Origin of the sequence: Providencia sp. 2023EL-00965 (genome assembly GCF_033550225.1) — a bacterium.
Taxonomy (GTDB): Bacteria; Pseudomonadota; Gammaproteobacteria; order Enterobacterales; family Enterobacteriaceae; genus Providencia; species Providencia manganoxydans.
Genome location: NZ_JAWUEH010000004.1, coordinates 15,699 through 37,521 on the forward strand (window position 1 = coordinate 15,699; position 21,823 = coordinate 37,521).

Here is a 21,823-nt window from a genome sequence, read left to right on the forward strand (position 1 = left end):
AAACCGCTCACCTAAATCTCCCCCCTCCGTAACATCCATTTATGAAAGCCATTCTGTAATCATTTATTTTATATTGGTTAAAATTTCAATACATAATGGTATTTTATGATTATCAATCACTATGACTTAATCACATTTAAAGAATATTATCAGAAGAAACATCATCTTTTTGATACAACTCGTTCAACTTATACACCTGATAAAAAACAATATATTAAAAATATCAGAAATCTACACAACATAAATTATGCTTACACCTTCCCTGTCAAAGGAGGAAAAGTAACCTACTATCTGAATGATTTATTAAAAATAGTGACCAAAAGCAAGAAGAAATGTTTTATTGATGGAATAACACAGCCTAACACCACAAGTACAATTTTGACAGAAGCAGCAGGAACATCACTTAAAAATAAGGCGTTCTATTGCATCAAAAACATTAAGTGTGAAAATAACCACTATGTGAAACTTAAAGCAGAAAATACGAGTGAACATTTTAACGATGATATAGAAAAGTATAATAGTGAAATGTTGGATTCCGAAAAAAACATTACTATATCAAGAACAATAAATATAACTATAGATAATATAATCAAATTTTTTATTGAAAATTATTCTTTTAATAAAGAACAGATTCTAGAAATTAGAACTAAAATCATAAAAACATTACAAGAAAAATTCCCAGAGTTACAAAACATCAATTTGAATGCCGCATCTGAATGCGGTATTTATCGAATATTATACCCTAAAGTCGCCCAAGATTGTGCTAAGAAAAAACCCATTTATTATAATCCTCAGTTAAATATTGTTCGTGAAATCACCGAAATACTTACAAATGAAATTTTAACTCAAGAGATAATCAGAAAAACAGGAGATGAAAATTTTTCTCTGTATCAGTTCCACAATGATACTCTTGAAATAGCTCATAGAGAATTTATTGAAAGTATAAAACAAAATAAAATTGAACCTAAACCATGCCACGATTAGAACAAAAAAAGCACCATGTTAATTTACCCATATTATTCATACAGTTAAACTGTAAGCAAGGTTGCTAACATGATTAGCAACCTTACTTTTATTTCATGCTATAACCAAGTTCCAAAACGTTTTATATAAAACTGTTTCATAAGTTGAGCAACGACACAATAACTGACTAAGGTTAATACTAACCATGGGAAATACTCAATAGGCAGAGGTTGTAAGCCAATCATTGCACCAAACGGTGAGAATGGAATATATAAACCAAGTGCCATAATTAGCCCTGTTGTTAATAATACTGGTAATGCCGCGGTACTTTGAATAAACGGGATTTTCTGTGTACGTAACATATGAACCACTAATGTTTGCGACAATAATCCTTCCACAAACCAACCTGATTGAAATAGCGCTTCATGAGCAACACTATTTGCTTGGAATACATACCACATTAATGCAAAGGTAGTAATATCAAATATCGACGATGTGGGTCCTATCCACACCATAAAACGACCAATATTTTTAGCATCCCATTTACGTGGACGTTTTAAAAATTCTTTGTCCATTTTATCCCAAGGTAATGCTAATTGGGAAATATCATACAGCAAATTTTGCACTAATAGATGGATAGCTAACATGGGTAAAAAAGGAATAAATGCGCTGGCAATTAAAACTGAAAACACATTACCAAAATTAGAGCTAGCGGTCATATTCAAATATTTGATGATATTACCAAAAGTTTCTCTTCCCTTAATAACACCTTGCTCCAAAACCATTAAATCTTTTTCTAACAAAATAATGTCTGCTGACTCCTTGGCAATATCAGTGCCTGTATCAACAGAAATACCCACATCGGCATCACGTAATGCAGGTGCATCATTAATCCCATCACCTAAGAATCCAACGGTATGACCATTTGCTTGCAGTAATTTTAAAATTCTCGATTTTTGTAACGGCGTTAGCTTACAAAATACGGATACCTGTTCAACTTTTTGCTTTAGTTGTTCATCAGATAATGCTTCAACCTCAAGACCCGTCATAATTTCACTGATATTTAAGCCAACATCATGACAAATTTTTTCGGTAATAACGGCATTATCACCCGTTAATACTTTTACCGTCACACCATTTTCACGCAGCGCCGCAATTGCAGCAATTGCACTTTCTTTTGGGGGATCAAGGAAAGTCAAAATACCACGTAATTCGAGCTGTTCCTCAGCTAAAGCAGAAAGAGGTAAACTTGCCTCATCATTATTTAATACACGAGTAGCAAGCAATAACACTCGAAAACCTTGACGATTATAGTCACTCACTAATTCAGTGATGTGTTCTCTAGCTTGCTGATCCAATAGTTGAGATTGACCATTTTGCTGATAGTGAGTACATACAGCTAACATCTCTTCTGCCGCACCTTTGCAAATCAATAGTGCGTCACCCTCCGGCGTTCTGACCGTAACGGAGAGTTTGCGACGTACAAAATCAAAAGGTAACTCATCGATTTTTTGGTACGCCCGTAGATGTTCGATATCATCTTTTCCTCTTCCTCGACGGATAATCGCCTGATCCATCATATTTTTTGCACCGCTTTGATTAAAACTATTCAACCAAGCCAGTTGCAAAATTTGATTATCTCTCTGCCCATCACTATCAAGATAATGCTCTAATATGATCCGATCTTGTGTCAATGTCCCCGTTTTATCTGTGCACAGAACATCCATCGCCCCAAAGTTTTGAATAGCATTCAACCTTTTGACTATCACCTTGTGTTTAGACATGGCAATAGCCCCTTTGGCTAAGTTTGAACTGACAATCATCGGGAGCATTTCTGGTGTTAGTCCAACAGCCACGGCAAGGGAAAACAAGGTTGCTTCAAACCAATCACCTTTTGTAAAACCATTAATCAGTAAAACAATCGGTACCATGACTAACATGAAACGGATCAGTAACCAACTCACACTGTTAACACCGCGATCAAACGCCGTTTGCGCACGACTACCCACAATTGACTTGGCTAATGAACCTAAGTATGTTTTCCCCCCCGTCGCAACCACAATCCCTCTTGCTGTGCCGCTAGTTACGTTGGTTCCCATCAAACAAATATTAGACATCTCTAATAATTCATTTTCAGTCGGTGATGTTGGCTCAATACTTTTAGCGGTTACATCACCTAAAGTGTCATATTTTTCAACAGGGATTGATTCACCGGTAAGTATCGCTTGGCTGATAAATAAGTCTCGCGATTCAATCAATTTAAGATCAGCAGGTACCATATCTCCCGCTGATAACAGCACGATATCACCGGGAACAAGGCATTTTATCGGCACCTCTTTGCGTACGGAGCGCCCAGTTTTATTATCACGGCGAAATACTGTTGCAGTTGTGCGCACTAAAGATTTCAGAGCCTCCGCAGCTTTATTGGTACGATATTCTTGCCAAAACCGTAACAATCCACTCAGTAGCACCATAGTGACAATGATGATAACCCCTGTTAAATCAGTTTCTTCACCTTGTCGCTCGGGGATCAGATAGTCAGTAAAGAAACTCACTATCGCTAATGTTATTAATACAAAAATGAAAGGATTTTTAAATGATGAAAGGAGTTGCTTCCATGCCGGTGGTGCTTTTTCATGAGCGACTTCATTTTCGCCTTCAGTCACTAAGCGATCCAATGCTTCATTATCAGACAAGCCCAATAGGTTAGTTTGATATTCATTCAACACTTGTTCCATTGTTTTACTTGCTTGTTCACCAACAATGAATTTTTGGCGCACGGGTGCTTTAGCACTTTTACGTTGATGCCTTATTTCAGTCATGATACTTATCTCTATCTAGCACTTATGATGCTTTTATAACCGCTATCTAACTGAAAATAAGTTGACTCTAAATAATTCGAGGTACAGATAGGTGACTGGAGTAATAAACCTAGTCAACAATACAGCAACTTGAAGTATGACGAGTATCTTTATTCATCGTTAGATAGCTCCCATATTTTCTCCATGACGGAGGGTGATCGTCCATTTTGGCTCCTTTAGTTAATCGTTCTTCAGCAATCAGGCTGGTAACTCTGATGCCACTTTCCAGTTGATAGCACTGACACTTTGTTCAAGACTGATCCGACAAACCAGCGCTTCAATTTCTTTTTGTTCCGCAGGTGTTGCTAAAAATTCAGCAACAACTTCTAACTGTTCAGGTTTCAGTGTATCGGCACTACTTAATGACTGTAGGCGAATGTGTAATCCATTTATGGCTTGCAAAATCAGTGTCCTAACGAGTATTTCATCACCTTGATGGCACATAACACGGATCTTATAACTCTGTTCAACATCAAGCGCTTGCTGTTGTGGCTGCTTATTAATACGTTGTGCAGCTTCTCTCAATAAAATATTGGCGCAGAGGATCAGCAGTGTAGCCATAACCGCCAAAGAATATTGCCCTAAGCCACATAGCACGCCGATCCCCGCTGAACACCACAGTGTTGCCGCTGTATTCAGACCTCGAATGTTCATCCCTTCGCGCATGATCACGCCTGCACCTAGAAAGCCGATCCCTGAAACGACTTGCGCAGCAATCCTTCCAGGGCTATCAGGTGATGTCGTTACAGAACTTAAAATAAATACCGCCGCCCCCGTTGCAACCAATGCATTAGTGCGAAGACCAGCCATACGTTGGCGCCATTGGCGCTCAGCGCCAATTAAAGCACCTAAGCACATTGCGGAAGCTAAATTTAAAATTTCGAATGTAAATAACATGAGTATTCCTCCAAAAAATAGATATTTTGGATAGCAAAATATATGGAATTAAATCCATAGCACCTTAAGTTTGAATAATTAAATAATTATTCAGAAATTATTGGCTATTGCCTGGAGGAAATAATGAATAAAGGTAGATCTTCATGATCTGTACTCGCAATAAAACTTAAGTTGTTGATAGTAAACAACTGTAAAAAGGAGTATCGAGTGAGTTAACGCTGGATACTGCCTACCCTATTAGTCACTAGTGGCAAGCAGTTAATAGAATAGATAATTAATAACTTGCCAGTAAATTTAAATTTTTATTACAACTCTGACTGTCCAAGTAATTATCTCCTAAGAAAATTTGCAAGAAGTATAGATTGCTAAATTTATGAAGTAAAGCCTTAATATTATTTTTATACTCTAAATAATTCGAAGTACTGCTAGATGGTAAGTGAATAAGGTGTTAGGAATATCCATAAACATGTGATGAGCAGCGAATGAATCCAGCCGCTATACCCCAACCAAACCATTGAACTCGAAATATAACGAGTATAATAAATTTAGTTTTCAATCGGTGTAACAAAAACCCCTTTTCCGCCCTCTTTTTCATTAAAAAACCAGATACCACCAGGGTAATCAGGCAAAGAAACTAAATACATAACCCCTTCATTAAATGGCTCAATCAGTAAGATTTTACCTTCACGGCGCTCTTGGCCATCTGTTTTCACATAAACACGGTCATGGATTTTCATTAGGCGGTAGTCTCCAATAAAAATGTATACACTAAATAATTCAAGATGCAGTTAGTCGGTAAGCAAATGAATCACAAAATGCAGTAACTAATGCGAATGAGTGTGATCACCATACCTTGATGAAAGGCGCTGCAACTTGAAGTGTCACGAATATATACAGGATCGAGTATAGCGGATACGAAAAAGCCCGTCATTAAAATGACGGGCTTTAGAAATCAGTTAAGCAATTAAGCTTAGATTGCAGTTACGTTAGCAGCTGCTGGGCCTTTTGCACCGTTTTCAATGGTGAATTCAACTTGCTGGCCTTCAGCCAGAGTTTTGAAACCAGCGCCCTGAATGGCAGAGAAGTGAACGAAAACGTCTTTGCTACCATCAGCAGGAGTGATGAAACCGAAGCCTTTAGACTCGTTGAACCACTTAACTTGACCTTTCATTTTGTCGGACATTTGACTTTTCCTATATAACATCAAAAAAAACTTGCCTTTTCGGCATATATTGGCCGGAGTCTACTATTTAACAGGAAAAAACCAAGATGAAGCGTAACGGTCAAAGGCTATCTGGGATAACTTTCTCTTTCGAACACAATAACTCAGTAATCGTACATCAAATAGGACTGCTAAACAGGCCGATACTCATTAACTCATGAGTTAAGGATAATAGCAACTATTTTGTATGGATTACCCTTAAAAAAATGCTGTTTTTTCGGTTGTGTCACTTTTCCGATAATTGGGTTAACAAAAACTTTGCATTTTGTTGATAATTTAAAGTTTTATGAAGGTAAACCGCCCAACCACTCAGTCAGATAATTCTTACCCTGAAACAATTACACTCAAAATTTTTCATAATTGATATATAACAATTTCATTTACGCATGATACTCTTCATGCATAGAAGTCTTACAAAGAGCGGTCACATCATGGATATTATTAAACAAATACTTATAGAAGATTTGGATACCATCAATAAAAATGAAAAACGTGATGGAAAACCTTACTTCAACAGCCAATTCATCGCTAACCATCCCTATCTATGCATTGGTATGGTTGCCGCTTATATCCCATTGGCAATCTTAGTCCTCTATGCGCCCTACTTTGGCGTGTATTGGATGCTTGGCTTTACTCTATTATTTATTATATTAGGTGCTGTTTTGCTGTTTGATATTAAGCCAGTTTATCGTTTTGAAGATATTGGAGTGCTTGACCTGCGGGTTTGCTATAATGGAGAGTGGTTCGTCACTGAAGAAGTTTCACCATCCTCTATTCAAAAAATCCTTGATTCAAATGAAGTTAATCATGCAATTAAGCAAGAAATAAACCGTTTGATGGCACTTAAAGGAACATTGTCGTTTTATGATATTTACCATATTGCCTATCCTGAAATTCCATCGCCAACACAAACGACAGTGATGGCACAGAATAAAGCGCAATATCAATAATATAGAATAAAAATCAACCATAATGCACAGTCAATAACCAAACGAATTATTTTTGTGTTTTTATCGTTGACAGTCTGAGGTGATATCGCTAATATGCGCCTCGTTCTCAGGAACAAAGCAATTCCTCCATAGTTCAGTCGGTAGAACGGCGGACTGTTAATCCGTATGTCGCTGGTTCAAGTCCAGCTGGAGGAGCCAAATTTGAAAAGCCCGCTATAAAGCGGGCTTTTTGCTATCTGATACCTAGCACTTCTCTGCGCCAACTCTGCACACCTTGTGCATTGCGAGCATATTGTCTTACTGGCTTTAATACATTACTGAAAAAGGCATAATAGCCTTCACATAATTGATTGCGGCCTGATTGATTAACATGAGCTGGGCAACCACCTTGGCAAACCATTTTCACATCACACTGTTGGCACTCTTTACGACGGCTTTTATTTTGCCCAAAAGGCAATGCCACTGATGAATTTACAAAATCACTCAATCCTTTTTCACCATTAAACAGACCTAAATAATGGCGTTGGTCTGCTTGGTGGTCACATGCGTAAATCTCCCCTTTTGTTTCCATCATCATATTTGTACCGCAGTGTTCTGAATGTACACACGAAGTACTCACTTGCGTAAAATATTGGCTATAAACTTGCTCAATATTCATCACGAATACCTTACCAAGGTGATGATGTTGTTGCCATTGTTGATAAACACTGTTTAAAAATTTACCCCAATTCTCTGCGCTCAATGTAAAACCTTGCCCAAGAGCATCACCTTCTAACATTAACGGCTGAAATTGAATATAACGCCCCCCAAGTTGAACAAAATGAAGGTAAATTTCCTGACCAAGATCCGCAACGTCATCATGGATAACAGTCAATATGTTAAATTCAATCTCAAATTGTTGAAGCAAGCGAATACCTTTGATGACCTCATCGTAGCTCCCGACATTTCCTTTTCGGTTATGACGATAACGATTATGCACCTCTTCAGGACCATCAAGACTCACTCCAATAATAAAATCATGTTGTTTGAGAAAGCGGCACCACGCAGGGGTCAGTAATGTTGCATTGGTTTGCAACGTATTAATAATGCGCACGCCCTGCGGAGTATAGTGTTTCTGTAATGATACTGCCCGCTTGTAAAAGTCCAATCCTGCCAATAACGGCTCACCGCCTTGCCATACAAAATTGATTTCTTTGCTATAAGCTGGCTGAGCAGCAACATAGTTTTTGATAAAAGGCTCTAGCATCGCTTTTATCATCGGAACGGCTTTTTGTTGCTCGGATTGGGGATAGTAGCAATAATCACACTTTAAATTACAACCAGCGCCAACAGGTTTTAACAGTATATGAAACGGGATCGCCGATCTTAATGGCTTTGTCTGCAATACCGGAGGGTCATAAAATGCGATTTTCATGTTCCCCCCTTATTTCACTGGTACGGGTTCAATACGTTTATTGGTTTTCGGATCAATACCAATATAATGACCACTCGACTCATCAACACCGATATAATCAACCGCTTCCCCCTTCGCTTCAATAATCATGCCTGTCGCAGCAAACTGTTCATATTGCTGTTGTAGTTTCTTAACAATATCAGGGTGCTTTGCTGACACATCTTGTGTTTCAAGAGGGTCGTCTTTTAAATTAAATAATTGCCATGGTGCCATTTCTGCTTTTGGCGAACCTTTAACTAAGCGCCTTAACTTCCAATCACCGTCAACCAATGCCGCCTGATTATGTAATTCGACACCAAATGAATATTGTGGATTAATATTAGCTTTATCAAGTAAATGAGATTTAAAACTGGTTCCTAACATAGGAAGTGGATGAATGTTTTTAATCTGCTTATTTGCATCAATACCGGCAAATTCATATAGCGTTGGCGCAATGTCATATACGGCCATCGGGGTGTTATCAATACTCCCCGCTTTGCCAATACCCGGCCCTGTGATAATCAGATCAGTGTTGATCCCCCCTTGTGCACTGGTTGTTTTATGAAAATTTGCATAAGGGGCATTGCTGACATTAGCCCAATGAGGTCCCACAGAAACAAAAGAATTCTTACGACCAATATTTTCATAGCTATTATCAAACTGCTCCCAATATTCAGGTTCAGATTCATAATAAAAGCCGGATGCAGGGTTAGCGCCATTATCTGTAGCAAAAATAATAATGGTATTTTTATCTCTTCCTGTTTCTTTGAGTGTATTGATCACGCCACCAATCTGATCGTCCATATAGGCAATCATCGCCGCATAAACTTGCATGGTTTTAGCCGCATAACGTTTTTCTTCAGAAGTCAGCTGTTCCCACTCTTTATCAAGATCAAGCTCGGGCATTGGCGTTTTATCATTAATAATACCAAGCTCCTTCAATCGATTGATACGCTGGCGATAGACTTTGCCAAATCCTTCATCATATTGGCCATCAAATTTACTGATCCAATCATCAGGGGCTTGGATTGGGTCGTGAGGAGCGGTAAATGCAAGGTAAGCAAATATGGGTTGATCTTTAGGTGTCTGCTTAATCCACTGCTCAAGCTGCTGAGCATAGTTTTTGCTTGAGTAAAAATCGCTTGGTAATGACGTCTTTTCACCATTTAATGTGTAGTAGGTATGAAAACTTTCTACGGTGCCTAAAGGCATCGCATCATCAAAGTGGCTAGTTCCTCCTCCCATAAAAGCAAATGCTTGATTAAATCCTCTATCTGTCGGTCTAGCGCCTTTGGTATAACCTAAATGCCATTTACCTGACATTAAAGTATTATAACCCGCATCTTGAAAACGTTCCGCCATCGTGACGACACGATCAGTTAAACGTAATTCATAACCTGGTTGGCCGACCGTGTTTTCGTACCACCACATTCCCCCCATTCCTGCTTGCTGGTTGGTTGCCCCTGTCATCAACATTGAACGAGCAGGAGCTGACATAGGCGAGGTATAATATTGGCTCATCCTAACGCCTTGATCAGCCATCTCTTGTAAATTTGGCGTTGGAATTTCCCCACCAAATGGGCTTATGTCTGAATAGCCCATATCATCAGCAATAATAATGAGAACATTAGGTTTTTCATTGGTTTCACCAAATGTAGCCCCTGAAATAACTGAACTTAATGCAACTGCTAACATCGTTTTTTTGATCATAGCCTATCCATTATTGTTAATTATTTGTGACATTAACGTTAAGTATTGTTTCCCTCTATGGCTATCGTTCTTCAGTATGATAGCTATAGGACTACTTTTCGCTGACATAATCACCAATTTGCTTATTTAGCAATCACTTGACGTTTTTTTTAATATTTATGCTTTACAACGAACGGCAGGATGGGTAATATGCGCCTCGTTCTCAGGAACAAAGCAATTCCTCCATAGTTCAGTCGGTAGAACGGCGGACTGTTAATCCGTATGTCGCTGGTTCAAGTCCAGCTGGAGGAGCCAAATTTAAAAAGCCTGCTTTTATAGCGGGCTTTTTGCTTTTCTGGACTTACCTTTTCCCTCTCTCCCCCCTCTTAATCACCTTAAATATTGCCTTTCGGTGAAACTTGCATCGATTCGATCACATAACAGGCAATCAAACTTTTATTGTGGTTTCTTCTTTGACATTTCACATCGGTAAGGCTAATATTCGTCTCGCTTTAAGGAGTTCCTCCATAGTTCAGTCGGTAGAACGGCGGACTGTTAATCCGTATGTCGCTGGTTCGAGTCCAGCTGGAGGAGCCAACTTAAAGATCCCCCGTCTATATCGTTATTCCATTTATTTCCCTTTTAATTATATATCCTTAGCGTGTTAACAACCATTTTTACTGCCTAGCAAGATAATCATTAATTAACATAGATATTTTATCATCGTCGCTTTATACTCTAAATAATTCGAGGTGCGGCTAGGCGGCAAGTGAATGAGTCGCTGGGAGCATAGAAAACTATGTGACTAGTACGAATAAATGCAGCCAACAACGCTGCAACTTGAAGTATGACAAGTATAAGATCCTGTCCCGGCTTGAGCAGCACCTCGCTCATCATTTTATTTTCCCCTTACGGAGCCGGTTTCATGACAACAACTTTAACTATTCGCCGCCCTGATGATTGGCATGTTCATTTTCGCGATGGCGAGATGCTAAAAACAGTTGTACCTTACACCAGTCAATTTTTCGGTCGTGCCATTGTCATGCCAAACTTAGTCCCACCCGTGACAACCATTGAAATGGCAAAAGCCTATCGCGAACGTATCATTCAAGCTGTTCCTGCTGGTCAGCAATTTACCCCATTGATGACATGCTATTTAACTGATAGCACAAATGCTGATGAATTGATCCGTGGTTTTAATGAGGGTGTATTTACTGCATGTAAATTATATCCAGCCAACGCAACAACCAATTCAAGTCATGGTGTATCGGATATTAAAAATATCTATTCGGTACTGGCAGCCATGGAGCAAGCGGGTATGCCTTTACTGATCCATGGTGAAGTCACCGCCAGTGATATTGATATTTTTGACCGCGAAGCGCGTTTTATTGAACAAGTGATGGAGCCGCTCAGAAAGGCATTCCCTAAATTGAAAGTCGTTTTTGAGCACATTACAACTAAAGAAGCAGCACAATATGTACAAGAAGCTGATGGTTCTTTAGCCGCGACACTGACCCCTCAACATTTAATGTTTAACCGTAATCATATGTTAGTGGGGGGCGTTCGCCCTCACTTGTATTGCTTACCTATTCTCAAACGTAATATTCATCAAGAAGCGTTGCGTACAGCCGTGGCATCAGGGAGCGATCGTTTCTTTTTAGGGACAGATACCGCACCGCATGCCCAGCACCGTAAAGAATCGTCTTGTGGTTGCGCGGGTGTATTTAATGCGCCAACCGCACTGGCAGCTTATGCAACCGTATTCGAAGAATTAGGGGCATTAGAGCACTTTGAAGCATTCTGTTCATTAAATGGTCCAAAATTCTATAATTTACCTGTCAATGAAGGCTATATTCAGTTAACGAAAGAGCAAAATATCACTACAGAAACCATTGAATGTGGTAATGATAAACTGATCCCATTCCTTGCAGGCGAAGATTCTCGCTGGACTATACGTAATCTCGATTAAATGTTTTCAACGGGGAATTTATTCCCCGTTGATTTATTTGTTATATGTTAAGTTTTTGTGCATTAACTGCTATTTCTGCATAAAAAAGTCAGTAACCCCCTTTTCAATTAGCAAAATCCCCTTATACTAACAAGTACTCATTGCGTATGAGTTTTCGCCCTTAGTCAGTTATCGATATATATTTATCTCGCAGTATGATTAGGAGGTGTACATGAATAGAAAAGATGATGTAATTCAGACCCACCCTGTTGTTGGCTGGGACATCAGTACTGTTGATGCTTATAATGCAATGATGTTACGTTTGCATTACCTCCCAGAAAAAAGTGAACAAAATGAGAATGCCATTGTTGATAAAACAATGTGGTTAACAACCGATGTAGCCAGACAACTGATTAATATTCTACAGGCCGGTATTGATAAAATAGAATCCGGCGATTATGTAGAACCAGGTTTTAAGACGCACTAGTGAAAGTAATGGATATTTGGTACATACCAAATATCCATTAACCTAATATTTTTCAATCTTAGTCAATACCCTCTAATAATTCATATCATTAATTCATTTTAAATTATATTTACTCCTATATAATTCAATCATATTATAAATTTATGCTATTTATAATGATATGATTTAAAATTATTGCTTTATTATAAAAAAATAAGAACAATTAATCGTAATTTATAATTCACTTATTGACTTCAGCATCCATTCCAATTTATTGTAATATTCTTTTCGAACAAGGATGTTCCTTATGAAAATATTAGTCATTGATGAATGTTATTATACTCGTGTCGGCATTACTGAATATTTATCTTCTAATAAGAAATTAGAATTTATTAGCGTAGGCTGTATAAAAGAAGCGATTAACTGTATTAACAATTGCAAGCCAACCATTATACTGGTTAATTTAACCTACTATTGTCATCATTCTCATTTTTGCTTAGCCTTAAAAAAACTATTAAATACTTCAAATGAGATAAGATTTTATATTTATATTAACGCAACTTACCCAATATCAGATAAACCATTGTTATTAAAAGACAATTACTTCATTATGTCTAAGAAGATTATTATTCCGACATTAAATAAGGTGATCAACGAACCCGAGCAAATCGAAGAAACTATAAAATTAACCAATAATACGAACTCTTCAATATTTACATTAAAAGAACAGTGTATAATCAACAGCTGGATGAATGAAACACCTAATCATATTATTTCAAAGAAGTTGGGGATCAGTAACAGTACGGTTTATTCACAAAAAAGACATATTGCATCAAAAGTTTATGTAAAAAATCGCATTGAACTGTTTTTTATTTATAATATTTTTAAATATTTATATTAAAAAAATCCCCAATAATTGGTTAAACAACTATTGGGGCTGAAAATAAATATTTTTATTTATATGAATTACTTATCATTATTTAACAAACCATCGGATAAACGATGACGTGATTTATTAAATATTTTATTACTCACTTCACGCCCTGCACGGCGAGCGCGTTGCTCTTCTTCTGGCAGTTTCATTTCTTCTGTACATGCACTGCTGCAACAGCCTTCATATTTTTCAGCGCATGAAGGGCATTGAATAAACAATAAATGGCAGCCATCATTACGACAGTTAGTATGCGAGTCACACGGCTCACCACACTGGTGACAACTCGCTAGCATATCTTCAGTGATCCGCTCACCCATACGGTTATCAAACACAAAGTTTTTACCTTTAAAGCGTAATGGCAAACCTTGCTCTTTCGCCTTGCGTGCATACTCAATAATACCGCCTTCAACGTGATAAACGTTTTTAAAGCCATTATGCAACATATAAGCACTGGCTTTTTCACAACGAATACCGCCCGTGCAATACATCACAATATTTTTGTCTTTTTGTTGTTGCAGCATTTCAACTGCCATTGGAAGTTGCTCTCTAAAGGTATCAGAAGGCACTTCAAGCGCATTTTCAAAATGACCAACTTCATACTCATAATGATTACGCATATCAACAAAAATGGTCTCAGGATCATCAATCATCTCATTAACTTCATGAGCTTTGAGATACTTCCCAGTATTCGCTGGGTTAAATGACTCATCAGTAATACCATCAGCAACCACTCGCTCACGCACTTTCATGCGCAAAACCCAGAAAGATTTACCATCATCATCAATAGCAATATTCAGACGTAAATTATCTAGCTCAGGACTGGTGGTATAAATGAGTTCACGTAGAGCTTCAACATGAGATTCAGGTACACTGATTTGCGCATTAATCCCTTCTTTCGCGATGTAAACACGCCCAAAAACATTCAGCTCTTTAAATTGTTTGTACCAGTTATCTCTGAATGCATCAGGATCTTGGATGTTAAAATATTTATAAAATGAAATCGTCGTACGTGGTTCCGTCTCCGCCAACATACGTTCTTTTAGAATTTTATTTGAAACTTGGTTATGTAACACTGGCATGGTGTTCTCTTTTCCTTTGTAACGAGTTAATATTTATAACTTTAAAGCATATTGTGTCCACGAAGTGTCCACACTAAAACATTAACAATATTATCGCTGTTATTTTGTTAAGAAAAAACCCTTTATATTAAATGGTTTTGTTAATGATTAATTGAAGAACAGTATCCGCAATATTGACTGATTTCAGGATCTCCAACCATTTATGTCGAAGAGCTGAAATATGATCTAGGCTGAGAAGCTACACTTCTGGGCAATAGAGATGATATTTTCGTATCTTAAGCGCTGAAGTAGGTATTGAATGAATACCTGATGGTTGGCACGCTTTCCCTATACACTTTGATAAATAATCATTGAATTTATTTCAAATTGAAATTAAGTTATATTATAACATTTAACCTTCAATACCATTATCGCCACACCTGTTTAATCTATGATGATGAAATTCAATATATTATTTCTATTTTTCAGTTTGATATTCACCACAAAAAGCTTTGCTCACCCTCATAGTTTTATTGATATGCAGGTTACCCCAGAGATCAAAGAACATCAATTTGTTGGGTTGGCATTTACATGGAAAATGGATCCGATGACTTCCGCAGACATCGCTTATGAGCTTAAAAATAGTAAAGAAGACGAACCAAAATGGCGAGCCCAAGCCGCTGCTATTATGGCAAATATCCTTGCTCAAAACTATTTCACCGATTTCTATTCGCAAGGCAAAAAAATAGCTTTTCAAACATTACCTAGCAATTACCGCTTGCAGCGAGATGGATTACAGCTCATTTTTTCATTCACCGCACAACTAAAGCACCCCATTCCAGTTGCAGGTGCCAATATTGAATTTATGACCTACGACCCTACTTTTTTTGTCAGTATGACTTACCCTGATCAAAAAGCGCTCCACTCAGCAAAAGCGCCTCAAACACAATGCAAAATCACCTTACATGAGCCCGATGTTACCGATGAGCTACGTTTTTATGCCTATTCTTTGGATATTGACCAATCCCCCGAAGAGGATGAAACACTGGGGCTACAGTTTGCACAGAAGGTAAAAATACAATGTCAGTAATTCAAACGATTAATGCATCTCGTTTAAAAATAATGGGTTCAGTTTTATTACTGGTTGTGATTGCAGGTGTCAGTTATCAAATTTATCAATATTGGCCGTTGTGGTTAAAAACGAGTGTGATATGGCAACGTCAGCTCAATTTATCGCTAACTGAACTACTGCAATCTACTCAAGAGCAACCTTTTCACGCGGGATTGCTGTTAATAGGGGTGAGTTTTTTATATGGATTACTGCATGCTATTGGCCCAGGGCATGGCAAACTGATTATTACCACATATATTGCCACTCAGCCGACCCAACTAAAACAGAGTGTTGTCCTAAGCCTATTGGCCTCATTACTTCAAGGACTCGTTGCTATCGTACTGGTATCAGTGATTTTAATTATCTTTCAGCTATCTACTCGCCACTTACACATGGTTGGCCAATACAGTGAAAAGCTCAGCTATGCATTCGTGATCCTACTCGGTGTATTGTGTTGTTTTAAAGCACTGCGACAAGGGTGGAAAATTCGTCAAAAAAAAGCGGCCTCCGTGTTAAAAATTCAGTCGGTTTCCGTACTCAACAGCACAAAACCAAATGCAGTAATTAAACCGCCATCCAATGTAGAGCCCATCTGTGGTTGTGGGCATCAACATGTGCCTGCTCAGCATCAATTACACACCAATCTCAAAACACAAGCTATTGTGGTGCTATCTATGGGGTTAAGGCCATGCTCTGGAGCTTTATTAGTCCTGCTGTTTTCTTATGTTATTGGGGTATATCAGTGGGGAATACTAGCAGCACTGGCCATGGCAGTGGGTACCGCTTTAACCATTTGCGCTATCGCATTGTTTGTCTATTCTATGCGAAATGTAGCCACTCAGATGGCAAAGTCTAAGGGCTTTACATGGTCTCCCTATTGGGGGATCGCAATTAGCCTCTGCGCAGGTGTGATATTTATTTTATTGGGCCTATTGATGTATCAAAGTCTCATACTCAATGAAGTGGTTTCTCCGCTGCTCGCGCCTCGCTCTCGATAAAGAGACATAAAAAAAGGAGGGCTCCCCCTCCTGAAACTACGATGAGGTAGCCACATCGTATAAGCGCAATGTCAACTTTTTAATTATTCAGTGATCGGCGGCGTAGTACTGCTTTCGATCACTGTTTATATACTCTAAATAATGCAAGTTGCAGGTAAGCGACAAGTGAAGATAGTCGGGGGAGCATAGATACGCTCTATAACTCAATGAGCGTAGTCCCTTATCTCTTAACGCAAAGCCCTGCAACTTTAAGTATGATGAGTATATTAGCCAATTAGCTCAATTTTAGCTGGTAGGCCTTGTCTTACCGAAGCACCTGATACCCAATCTAACCATGTATTCGCTACTTCACGGGTTGGATCAGCAAAACCTAAGTCATTTAAGTTAATCCCTGAGCCATTCGCTGCATTCATTGGCAATGGATTACCATCAAGATAGTGCTGTTTAGCGCCCATTTCTTTGTGTCCATAACCATGCTCAATCGCTAGTACGCCAGGCATCACTCCATCCAATACACTGATTTGTGCCTCTGCATAACCACCCGGTGTGGTAATTTTGACCCAATCACCGTGCTTAACCCCCATTTTTTGCGCATCATCAGGGTGTATCGCAACCATATTCGTGGGTTTCACATGACGCAAACGCTCAATCATCGTGGTAGAGCTACTCATCACATGTGACTTAAATGACATCAGCTTTAATGGCCATTCCGCAGGTGGAAACACGTTGTTGATATCATCACCATTTGCTAAACGTGGTGGGTAATAGGTTGGACAACCGCTGTAACGTTCCCCCGTAATTGCATGTCGGTTAACGGCAACTGTTGGGTTCCAGATTTGTAATCCTTTTTTCCATTGCGGACCTGTCGCCTCACCATCCCACGCTTTTTCATAAGGAGCAAAACGTCCACCACGTGTGTAGATATACGCCACACGACGTATTTCTTCTGGCTTTAATGTTTTGCTCATGGCTGGCAAAATACGTTCAACACCACTGATTTGAATATCTTCCGTTGCCGCCTCTGGCACCGGTTTTTCGCCCATCCATGCCATATTCGCCGCGACACGTAGATAGTAATCCTCCGCACTATTTAACGGATATTTATTACCATCCATATCTTCAATGACGTTATCACCAAACCCCGGAAGGTTAAGTTCTTTAGCGACGGCGATACAGAAAGCTTCCATTGAAACGGGTTGTCCATCCGCCGTTTTCGCAGTACGTGACTCAACAATTGGCCAACGTGCTGTACTCGCTTTTACTTGTACACCAGACCACGGAGCACTGAACCCCCAGCTCTCAAAGTTATGTGTATCAGGTACAATATAATCTGCCAATGCGGTGGTTTCGTTCATAAAGGCATCGATACCGATAATTAATGGCAGATGCTTTGGATCTTTAAGCTTTTCTTCCATAACTTGACGGATCCCCGCAATACCATAGACAGGGTTAGTCATATTGGTGATCCAAGCCTTCAATGAGTACGGATACCCCATCAAAGCAGAAGCCAGCTGTTCAGTTAATTGCCCTTTCGCAAACGGATACCAAGGTGCTTTTGCTGGATACGGTTTTTCACCGGCCGCGATCCGCGCCTTAAATTCATCCGATTTTTCATAAACTTCATTACTGCGTGATAACACAACCCCTTTTGGCTTCACTTTACCTGCATAGCTTGCCATGTTGTAACGTGGGCCATCGCTTTCACCGTTAAATTTACCACCACCAACCGATACCCCACCTTTTAGGTTCAGGTTACCAATTAATGCGTTTAACATGATCACCGACCAAGCCGTATAAAAACCGTTACCGCCCATCATGCCACCATGAGAGATGACCGCAGCTTTACGATCATAGGAGGTTAATGCACGTCCTAAGGATTCAATAGTTTTCACTGGCACTTGGCAACGTTGGCTATATTCATCCAACGTCATTCTATCTGCGGCATCTTTTAGACATTGGAAGCTTGATTTCACCGTCACTTCGCTGCCATCGTGTAATGTGATGGTACGCGTTACGAACAATTCGGCGTTAGTCACATCATCAGCCAGTTTTAATTCACCTGTTGCATCTTGAACCATGTAAGCTTTTTGACTTGCTTCATCGTCAATAGGCTGGCCATTAAGATGAGCTGCAATCAATAATTGCCCTGCTAGTGGGTGATTGTCATCGGTGATCACTAAATGCGTTGAGTTCGTCCAACTTTTCTCACCCACGGCTTGCATTGATTTTTCACTGGGTACACTCAAATAAGCTGCATTGTAGCGCTCATTTTCAATGATCCAGCGGATCATCCCCATAACTAAGGCTGCATCCGTTCCCGGTTGCACGGGAACCCAATGCCCATGGTCATTCGCGAGCGTCGTGGTTAATGGTAACGCAGGTGCAACCACCACATAATTGAAATTATCGCGTAAACGCGCAGAAGCAAGTTGACGTCCTTGGCGTTTGAAAGGGTTACCTGATTGTGCTGGTGAAGTACCGATAAATAACGCAAAACGAACGTTATCCCAATCAGGTTTAACGTGGGCGTTTTTATCTAAATCGTCCATTAACGCGCCAGAGCCAGCACGATAAGCCAAACCACAATATGAGCCGTGTGCACCAAAGTTTTTACTACCAAATGCATTTTGTGCAAAGCGACGAATAAATCCATCACGACCATCATCGCCCGCGTTAGTGACTAATAATTGGTTAGCTTTAGGACCAAGCTTTGGTTGTGAGGGATCCAGTGGTGTTTCCAGATCACGAATGGCACGTAAGCCATCAACATGACCTTCACCAAATAGATCACCGCCTTCAACCACTTCTTTGACTAATTGTTCAAAACTGATGCGTTCCCACTTGCCTTCACCACGTTTGCCCACACGTTTCATGGGTTCAAGTATGCGCAGTGGGCTAGTCAAACCTTCCATGAGTGTTGCACCACGTGCACAAGCCGTTGAGCGATTTTCTAATCCACTTTCCCCACCCATTTTATTAAATGCCGTTTTTAAAGGCATACCATATGGGAAGTGTTTTTCATGTGACAGAGGGTGGTATGGATTTCCTGCTATGCGCAGAACTTCGTTTTTCGTTGTATCGACACGCGCACGAATACCACATTGCGTCCAACAACCAAAGCACTGGGTCATCGCAACCACTTGTTCTGGGTTTTCTTTCCATTCACTGTTGGCTTGGCCTTCTGGGCGTAACGAGTTGCCATGAATGCGGTCTAAAGTAACTTTACCTGATGTACCGTTCGCTAGGCCATCCACAGCACGCTTCGCTACATCACGGTAGCCAGCGCCGAACAGTGCTAATCCACCAACAACTAAACCACCTTTAAGCCATTGACGTCTTGAGAATTTAGCCATGTTGCACTCTCCTAGCAAACCAACGAACACCTTCACGAATAATAATGGTTAATGCGATCCACAAACCAAAGGTTCCAAACAGTGCGAGTAATCCATCTGTTCCCATCGGGAAATGATAAGGATTCACTAAAATGCTATATTTCGGCACTGCCTGAACTTCCATTAAGAACACCCAACGTAAGCTCCACGTTAGCCCCATCGCCACTAATGCAGTGATAGTGATATAAACCATCGGGCGTGTTGATTTTAAGTTACCGATTGACATCACCAGTGAGACTAACCACAAGGCACAGATCCCCATTAACATCCACCAACCAGGACTCGCGACATCAACTTGATGGCACACAGCAATACCTGAAATGGTGTCGCCTGATAACCATAGCGCAAAACAAACCGCCAGTAGTAATAAGGTGATCACTTGCATACGTGCTAAACGTTGCTGATACTGCGGTTCACGACGAGCCCCTAAGCCAATCAGAGCAGGAACCGCTTGCATTGCACTTAAGAACATTAAGACAGGGATCCACCAGCTAAACCAAATAGGTCGCGCAATCAGTACTGATGCTTCTCTACCTGTGTATAGCAGTAAACCAATCGCTGAAAGTGCAGATAATAAAGCAACCCAACGTGTGGCTTTAAACTCTTTTTTCCAGATAAACTTCACTAACAAAGCGATAAAATAAAGACCGGTAAATGTGGTAAATAAAGGTAATAATACTGAACCCCACCACATCCATGACCACAGCGTTGGATAGGCATAGAAATGCCAAACACGTGCAGTTTGATGTAAATCAGCGGTTAAAGCTAAAGGTGCCGTGATCCCCATCGTTATCGTGATAAACACGGCTATCATCTCTAAGCGACTATTTTCGCTCTTACCTTGCCAATGTAGGTAGCAGGCATACAGTGTTGCACAAGCCGCAATACCGATAAAAAAGAAGTATTGAACCGCCCAAGGTAACCAAAAAAACTCTTGGGGTTGTGCCATTATTTCTGCAATATAGCTCACTTGTTCACTCATCAGAACACCTCCTGCCACAATGCGGGTTGCCCTTTACCAGCCAACGGTTGAACAAAAGCATCGTCCAGACCGAGATAGAACACTTGCGGCAAGGTGCCACTTTCAGGTTTTAATACCTTAATTTCTGCTTCATGTTCCGTCAGCATTTGGCGAATAGTACTGTTAGGATCTTTTAAATCACCGATAATACGCGCACCACCGACACAGGACTCAACACAGGCAGGTAACAAGCCGACTTCAAGTCGATGTGCACAGAAAGTACATTTATCCGCGGTTTGTGTCGTGTGATTAATAAAACGCGCGTCATATGGGCAAGCTTGTACACAATAAGCGCAACCCACACAGCGTTCATTATCAATAACCACAATGCCGTCTTCGCGTTGAAACGTCGCTTGTACTGGGCAAACAGGTACACAAGGTGGGTTATCGCAATGGTTGCATAGGCGTGGTAGCAGGACGTTTGTGAAACCTTCCTCTCCCTTTAAGGAGACTTGATATTGGTTGACTGTGGTACGGAATTGCCCTTGTGGTGTTTGGTTTTCCACCGCACAACTGACAGTACAAGACTGACATCCAACACAACGGCGTAGGTCAATCAGCATCCCGTAACGCTTTTCAGGATTGCCTTCACGACGAGTTGGGGAGAAGTTTAGCCCTGCTTCAGCAATCGGGATCAACGATGCTCTCGCAGTGACTGCCCCTAATTGTTGTAGAAATTTTCGTTTACTCAGATCCATAATTGGCTCCAGTAGGACATTGCTAATACATAAATATGGTAAGTTTTAGTTTTACAGGCTTTATTGGCCGTTATTGCAATCTATTTGTGATAACCACAATAATTTTTATTTTTCTTTAAAAACGGTGTGTTATCTTTAGTTACTTGTATTGTATGAGGGGCAGGAGAACCACCCTATTGTGGT

The 21,823-nt window shown here is 39.9% G+C and carries 17 protein-coding genes and 3 tRNA genes; 10 read left to right on the top strand and 10 right to left on the bottom strand.

Going from position 1 to position 21,823, the window contains the following annotated elements:
- Positions 1–105: 105 nt before the first annotated feature.
- On the top strand, positions 106–984 hold the full coding sequence (locus SC428_RS06790) for a hypothetical protein (RefSeq protein WP_318706525.1): 879 nt from the start codon (positions 106–108) through the stop codon (positions 982–984).
- Positions 985–1,082: 98 nt separating this feature from the next.
- Here SC428_RS06790 and mgtA read toward each other — a convergent pair whose 3' ends face one another.
- From mgtA to cspE, 4 genes are all read right to left on the bottom strand, one after another.
- Entirely contained in the window at positions 1,083–3,785 is a 2,703-nt protein-coding gene (gene mgtA, locus SC428_RS06795) for a magnesium-translocating P-type ATPase (protein WP_318706527.1), read from the bottom strand.
- A 237-nt stretch (positions 3,786–4,022) separates the two neighbouring features.
- Entirely contained in the window at positions 4,023–4,721 is a 699-nt protein-coding gene (locus SC428_RS06800) for an MgtC family protein (RefSeq protein WP_070924717.1), read from the bottom strand.
- A gap of 545 nt (positions 4,722–5,266) precedes the next feature.
- The gene (dsrB, locus tag SC428_RS06805) at positions 5,267–5,458 is read right to left on the bottom strand and encodes a protein DsrB (protein WP_070924718.1); all 192 of its coding nucleotides are present in this window, start codon (positions 5,456–5,458) and stop codon (positions 5,267–5,269) included.
- A gap of 233 nt (positions 5,459–5,691) precedes the next feature.
- Entirely contained in the window at positions 5,692–5,904 is a 213-nt protein-coding gene (cspE, locus tag SC428_RS06810; protein WP_008911725.1) for a transcription antiterminator/RNA stability regulator CspE, read from the bottom strand.
- Positions 5,905–6,374: 470 nt separating this feature from the next.
- Here cspE and SC428_RS06815 point away from each other — a divergent pair, with 470 nt between their 5' ends.
- A complete protein-coding gene (locus SC428_RS06815; protein WP_140187377.1) occupies positions 6,375–6,893 on the top strand; it encodes a YlaC family protein in 519 nt (172 codons plus the stop codon).
- 122 nt (positions 6,894–7,015) lie between these two features.
- Positions 7,016–7,091, top strand: a tRNA-Asn gene (locus SC428_RS06820).
- 34 nt (positions 7,092–7,125) lie between these two features.
- On the opposite strand, the gene SC428_RS06825 is transcribed toward SC428_RS06820, so the two are convergent.
- Both SC428_RS06825 and SC428_RS06830 read right to left on the bottom strand, forming a co-directional pair.
- Complete coding sequence (locus tag SC428_RS06825; protein ID WP_318706541.1) at positions 7,126–8,307, bottom strand: anaerobic sulfatase maturase; 1,182 nt, start codon at positions 8,305–8,307, stop codon at positions 7,126–7,128.
- 9 nt (positions 8,308–8,316) lie between these two features.
- A complete protein-coding gene (locus SC428_RS06830; RefSeq protein ID WP_318706955.1) occupies positions 8,317–10,032 on the bottom strand; it encodes an arylsulfatase in 1,716 nt (571 codons plus the stop codon).
- 221 nt (positions 10,033–10,253) lie between these two features.
- Here SC428_RS06830 and SC428_RS06835 point away from each other — a divergent pair.
- The 5 genes from SC428_RS06835 (at position 10,254) to SC428_RS06855 (ending at position 13,329) form a co-directional block, all read left to right on the top strand.
- Positions 10,254–10,329: transfer RNA gene (locus SC428_RS06835), tRNA-Asn, on the top strand.
- 206 nt (positions 10,330–10,535) lie between these two features.
- Positions 10,536–10,611, top strand: a tRNA-Asn gene (locus SC428_RS06840).
- Positions 10,612–10,939: 328 nt separating this feature from the next.
- Complete coding sequence (pyrC, locus tag SC428_RS06845) at positions 10,940–11,983, top strand: dihydroorotase (RefSeq protein ID WP_070924802.1); 1,044 nt, start codon at positions 10,940–10,942, stop codon at positions 11,981–11,983.
- A 211-nt stretch (positions 11,984–12,194) separates the two neighbouring features.
- Positions 12,195–12,449, top strand: coding sequence for a biofilm formation regulator BssS (bssS, locus tag SC428_RS06850; RefSeq protein ID WP_070924804.1), 255 nt, complete (start codon positions 12,195–12,197; stop codon positions 12,447–12,449).
- 286 nt (positions 12,450–12,735) lie between these two features.
- Entirely contained in the window at positions 12,736–13,329 is a 594-nt protein-coding gene (locus SC428_RS06855; protein WP_070924806.1) for a LuxR C-terminal-related transcriptional regulator, read from the top strand.
- A 65-nt stretch (positions 13,330–13,394) separates the two neighbouring features.
- Here the strand turns inward: SC428_RS06855 and SC428_RS06860 are convergent, their stop codons facing one another.
- Entirely contained in the window at positions 13,395–14,441 is a 1,047-nt protein-coding gene (locus tag SC428_RS06860; protein WP_140182575.1) for a rhodanese-related sulfurtransferase, read from the bottom strand.
- Positions 14,442–14,871: 430 nt separating this feature from the next.
- Here SC428_RS06860 and SC428_RS06865 point away from each other — a divergent pair, with 430 nt between their 5' ends.
- A complete protein-coding gene (locus SC428_RS06865; protein ID WP_070924810.1) occupies positions 14,872–15,510 on the top strand; it encodes a DUF1007 family protein in 639 nt (212 codons plus the stop codon).
- Positions 15,501–16,529, top strand: a complete 1,029-nt coding sequence (locus tag SC428_RS06870; protein WP_318706545.1) for a nickel/cobalt transporter — start codon at positions 15,501–15,503, stop codon at positions 16,527–16,529. The genes SC428_RS06865 and SC428_RS06870 overlap by 10 nt, the downstream gene beginning before the upstream one ends.
- Positions 16,530–16,795: 266 nt before the next feature.
- On the opposite strand, the gene ttrA is transcribed toward SC428_RS06870, so the two are convergent.
- The 3 genes from ttrA to ttrB are packed head-to-tail and all read right to left on the bottom strand — an operon-like array spanning position 16,796 to position 21,640.
- Positions 16,796–19,882: a tetrathionate reductase subunit TtrA gene (gene ttrA, locus SC428_RS06875; RefSeq protein ID WP_140182579.1), complete on the bottom strand. Its 3,087-nt coding sequence runs from the start codon at positions 19,880–19,882 to the stop codon at positions 16,796–16,798.
- A complete protein-coding gene (gene ttrC, locus SC428_RS06880; protein WP_318706548.1) occupies positions 19,875–20,903 on the bottom strand; it encodes a tetrathionate reductase subunit TtrC in 1,029 nt (342 codons plus the stop codon). Before ttrC ends, ttrA begins: the two co-directional genes overlap by 8 nt.
- The gene (gene ttrB, locus SC428_RS06885) at positions 20,903–21,640 is read right to left on the bottom strand and encodes a tetrathionate reductase subunit TtrB (RefSeq protein ID WP_318706550.1); all 738 of its coding nucleotides are present in this window, start codon (positions 21,638–21,640) and stop codon (positions 20,903–20,905) included. The genes ttrC and ttrB overlap by 1 nt, the downstream gene beginning before the upstream one ends.
- Positions 21,641–21,823: the final 183 nt, after the last annotated feature.

Coding starts and splice junctions, on each gene's coding strand:
- SC428_RS06790 (WP_318706525.1), top strand. CDS start 106: ATGATTATCAATCACTATGACTTAATCACATTTAAAGAATATTATCAG.
- mgtA (WP_318706527.1), bottom strand. CDS start 3,785: ATGACTGAAATAAGGCATCAACGTAAAAGTGCTAAAGCACCCGTGCGC.
- SC428_RS06800 (WP_070924717.1), bottom strand. CDS start 4,721: ATGTTATTTACATTCGAAATTTTAAATTTAGCTTCCGCAATGTGCTTA.
- dsrB (WP_070924718.1), bottom strand. CDS start 5,458: ATGAAAATCCATGACCGTGTTTATGTGAAAACAGATGGCCAAGAGCGC.
- cspE (WP_008911725.1), bottom strand. CDS start 5,904: ATGTCCGACAAAATGAAAGGTCAAGTTAAGTGGTTCAACGAGTCTAAA.
- SC428_RS06815 (WP_140187377.1), top strand. CDS start 6,375: ATGGATATTATTAAACAAATACTTATAGAAGATTTGGATACCATCAAT.
- SC428_RS06825 (WP_318706541.1), bottom strand. CDS start 8,307: ATGAAAATCGCATTTTATGACCCTCCGGTATTGCAGACAAAGCCATTA.
- pyrC (WP_070924802.1), top strand. CDS start 10,940: ATGACAACAACTTTAACTATTCGCCGCCCTGATGATTGGCATGTTCAT.
- bssS (WP_070924804.1), top strand. CDS start 12,195: ATGAATAGAAAAGATGATGTAATTCAGACCCACCCTGTTGTTGGCTGG.
- SC428_RS06855 (WP_070924806.1), top strand. CDS start 12,736: ATGAAAATATTAGTCATTGATGAATGTTATTATACTCGTGTCGGCATT.
- SC428_RS06860 (WP_140182575.1), bottom strand. CDS start 14,441: ATGCCAGTGTTACATAACCAAGTTTCAAATAAAATTCTAAAAGAACGT.
- SC428_RS06865 (WP_070924810.1), top strand. CDS start 14,872: ATGATGATGAAATTCAATATATTATTTCTATTTTTCAGTTTGATATTC.
- SC428_RS06870 (WP_318706545.1), top strand. CDS start 15,501: ATGTCAGTAATTCAAACGATTAATGCATCTCGTTTAAAAATAATGGGT.
- ttrA (WP_140182579.1), bottom strand. CDS start 19,882: ATGGCTAAATTCTCAAGACGTCAATGGCTTAAAGGTGGTTTAGTTGTT.
- ttrC (WP_318706548.1), bottom strand. CDS start 20,903: ATGAGTGAACAAGTGAGCTATATTGCAGAAATAATGGCACAACCCCAA.
- ttrB (WP_318706550.1), bottom strand. CDS start 21,640: ATGGATCTGAGTAAACGAAAATTTCTACAACAATTAGGGGCAGTCACT.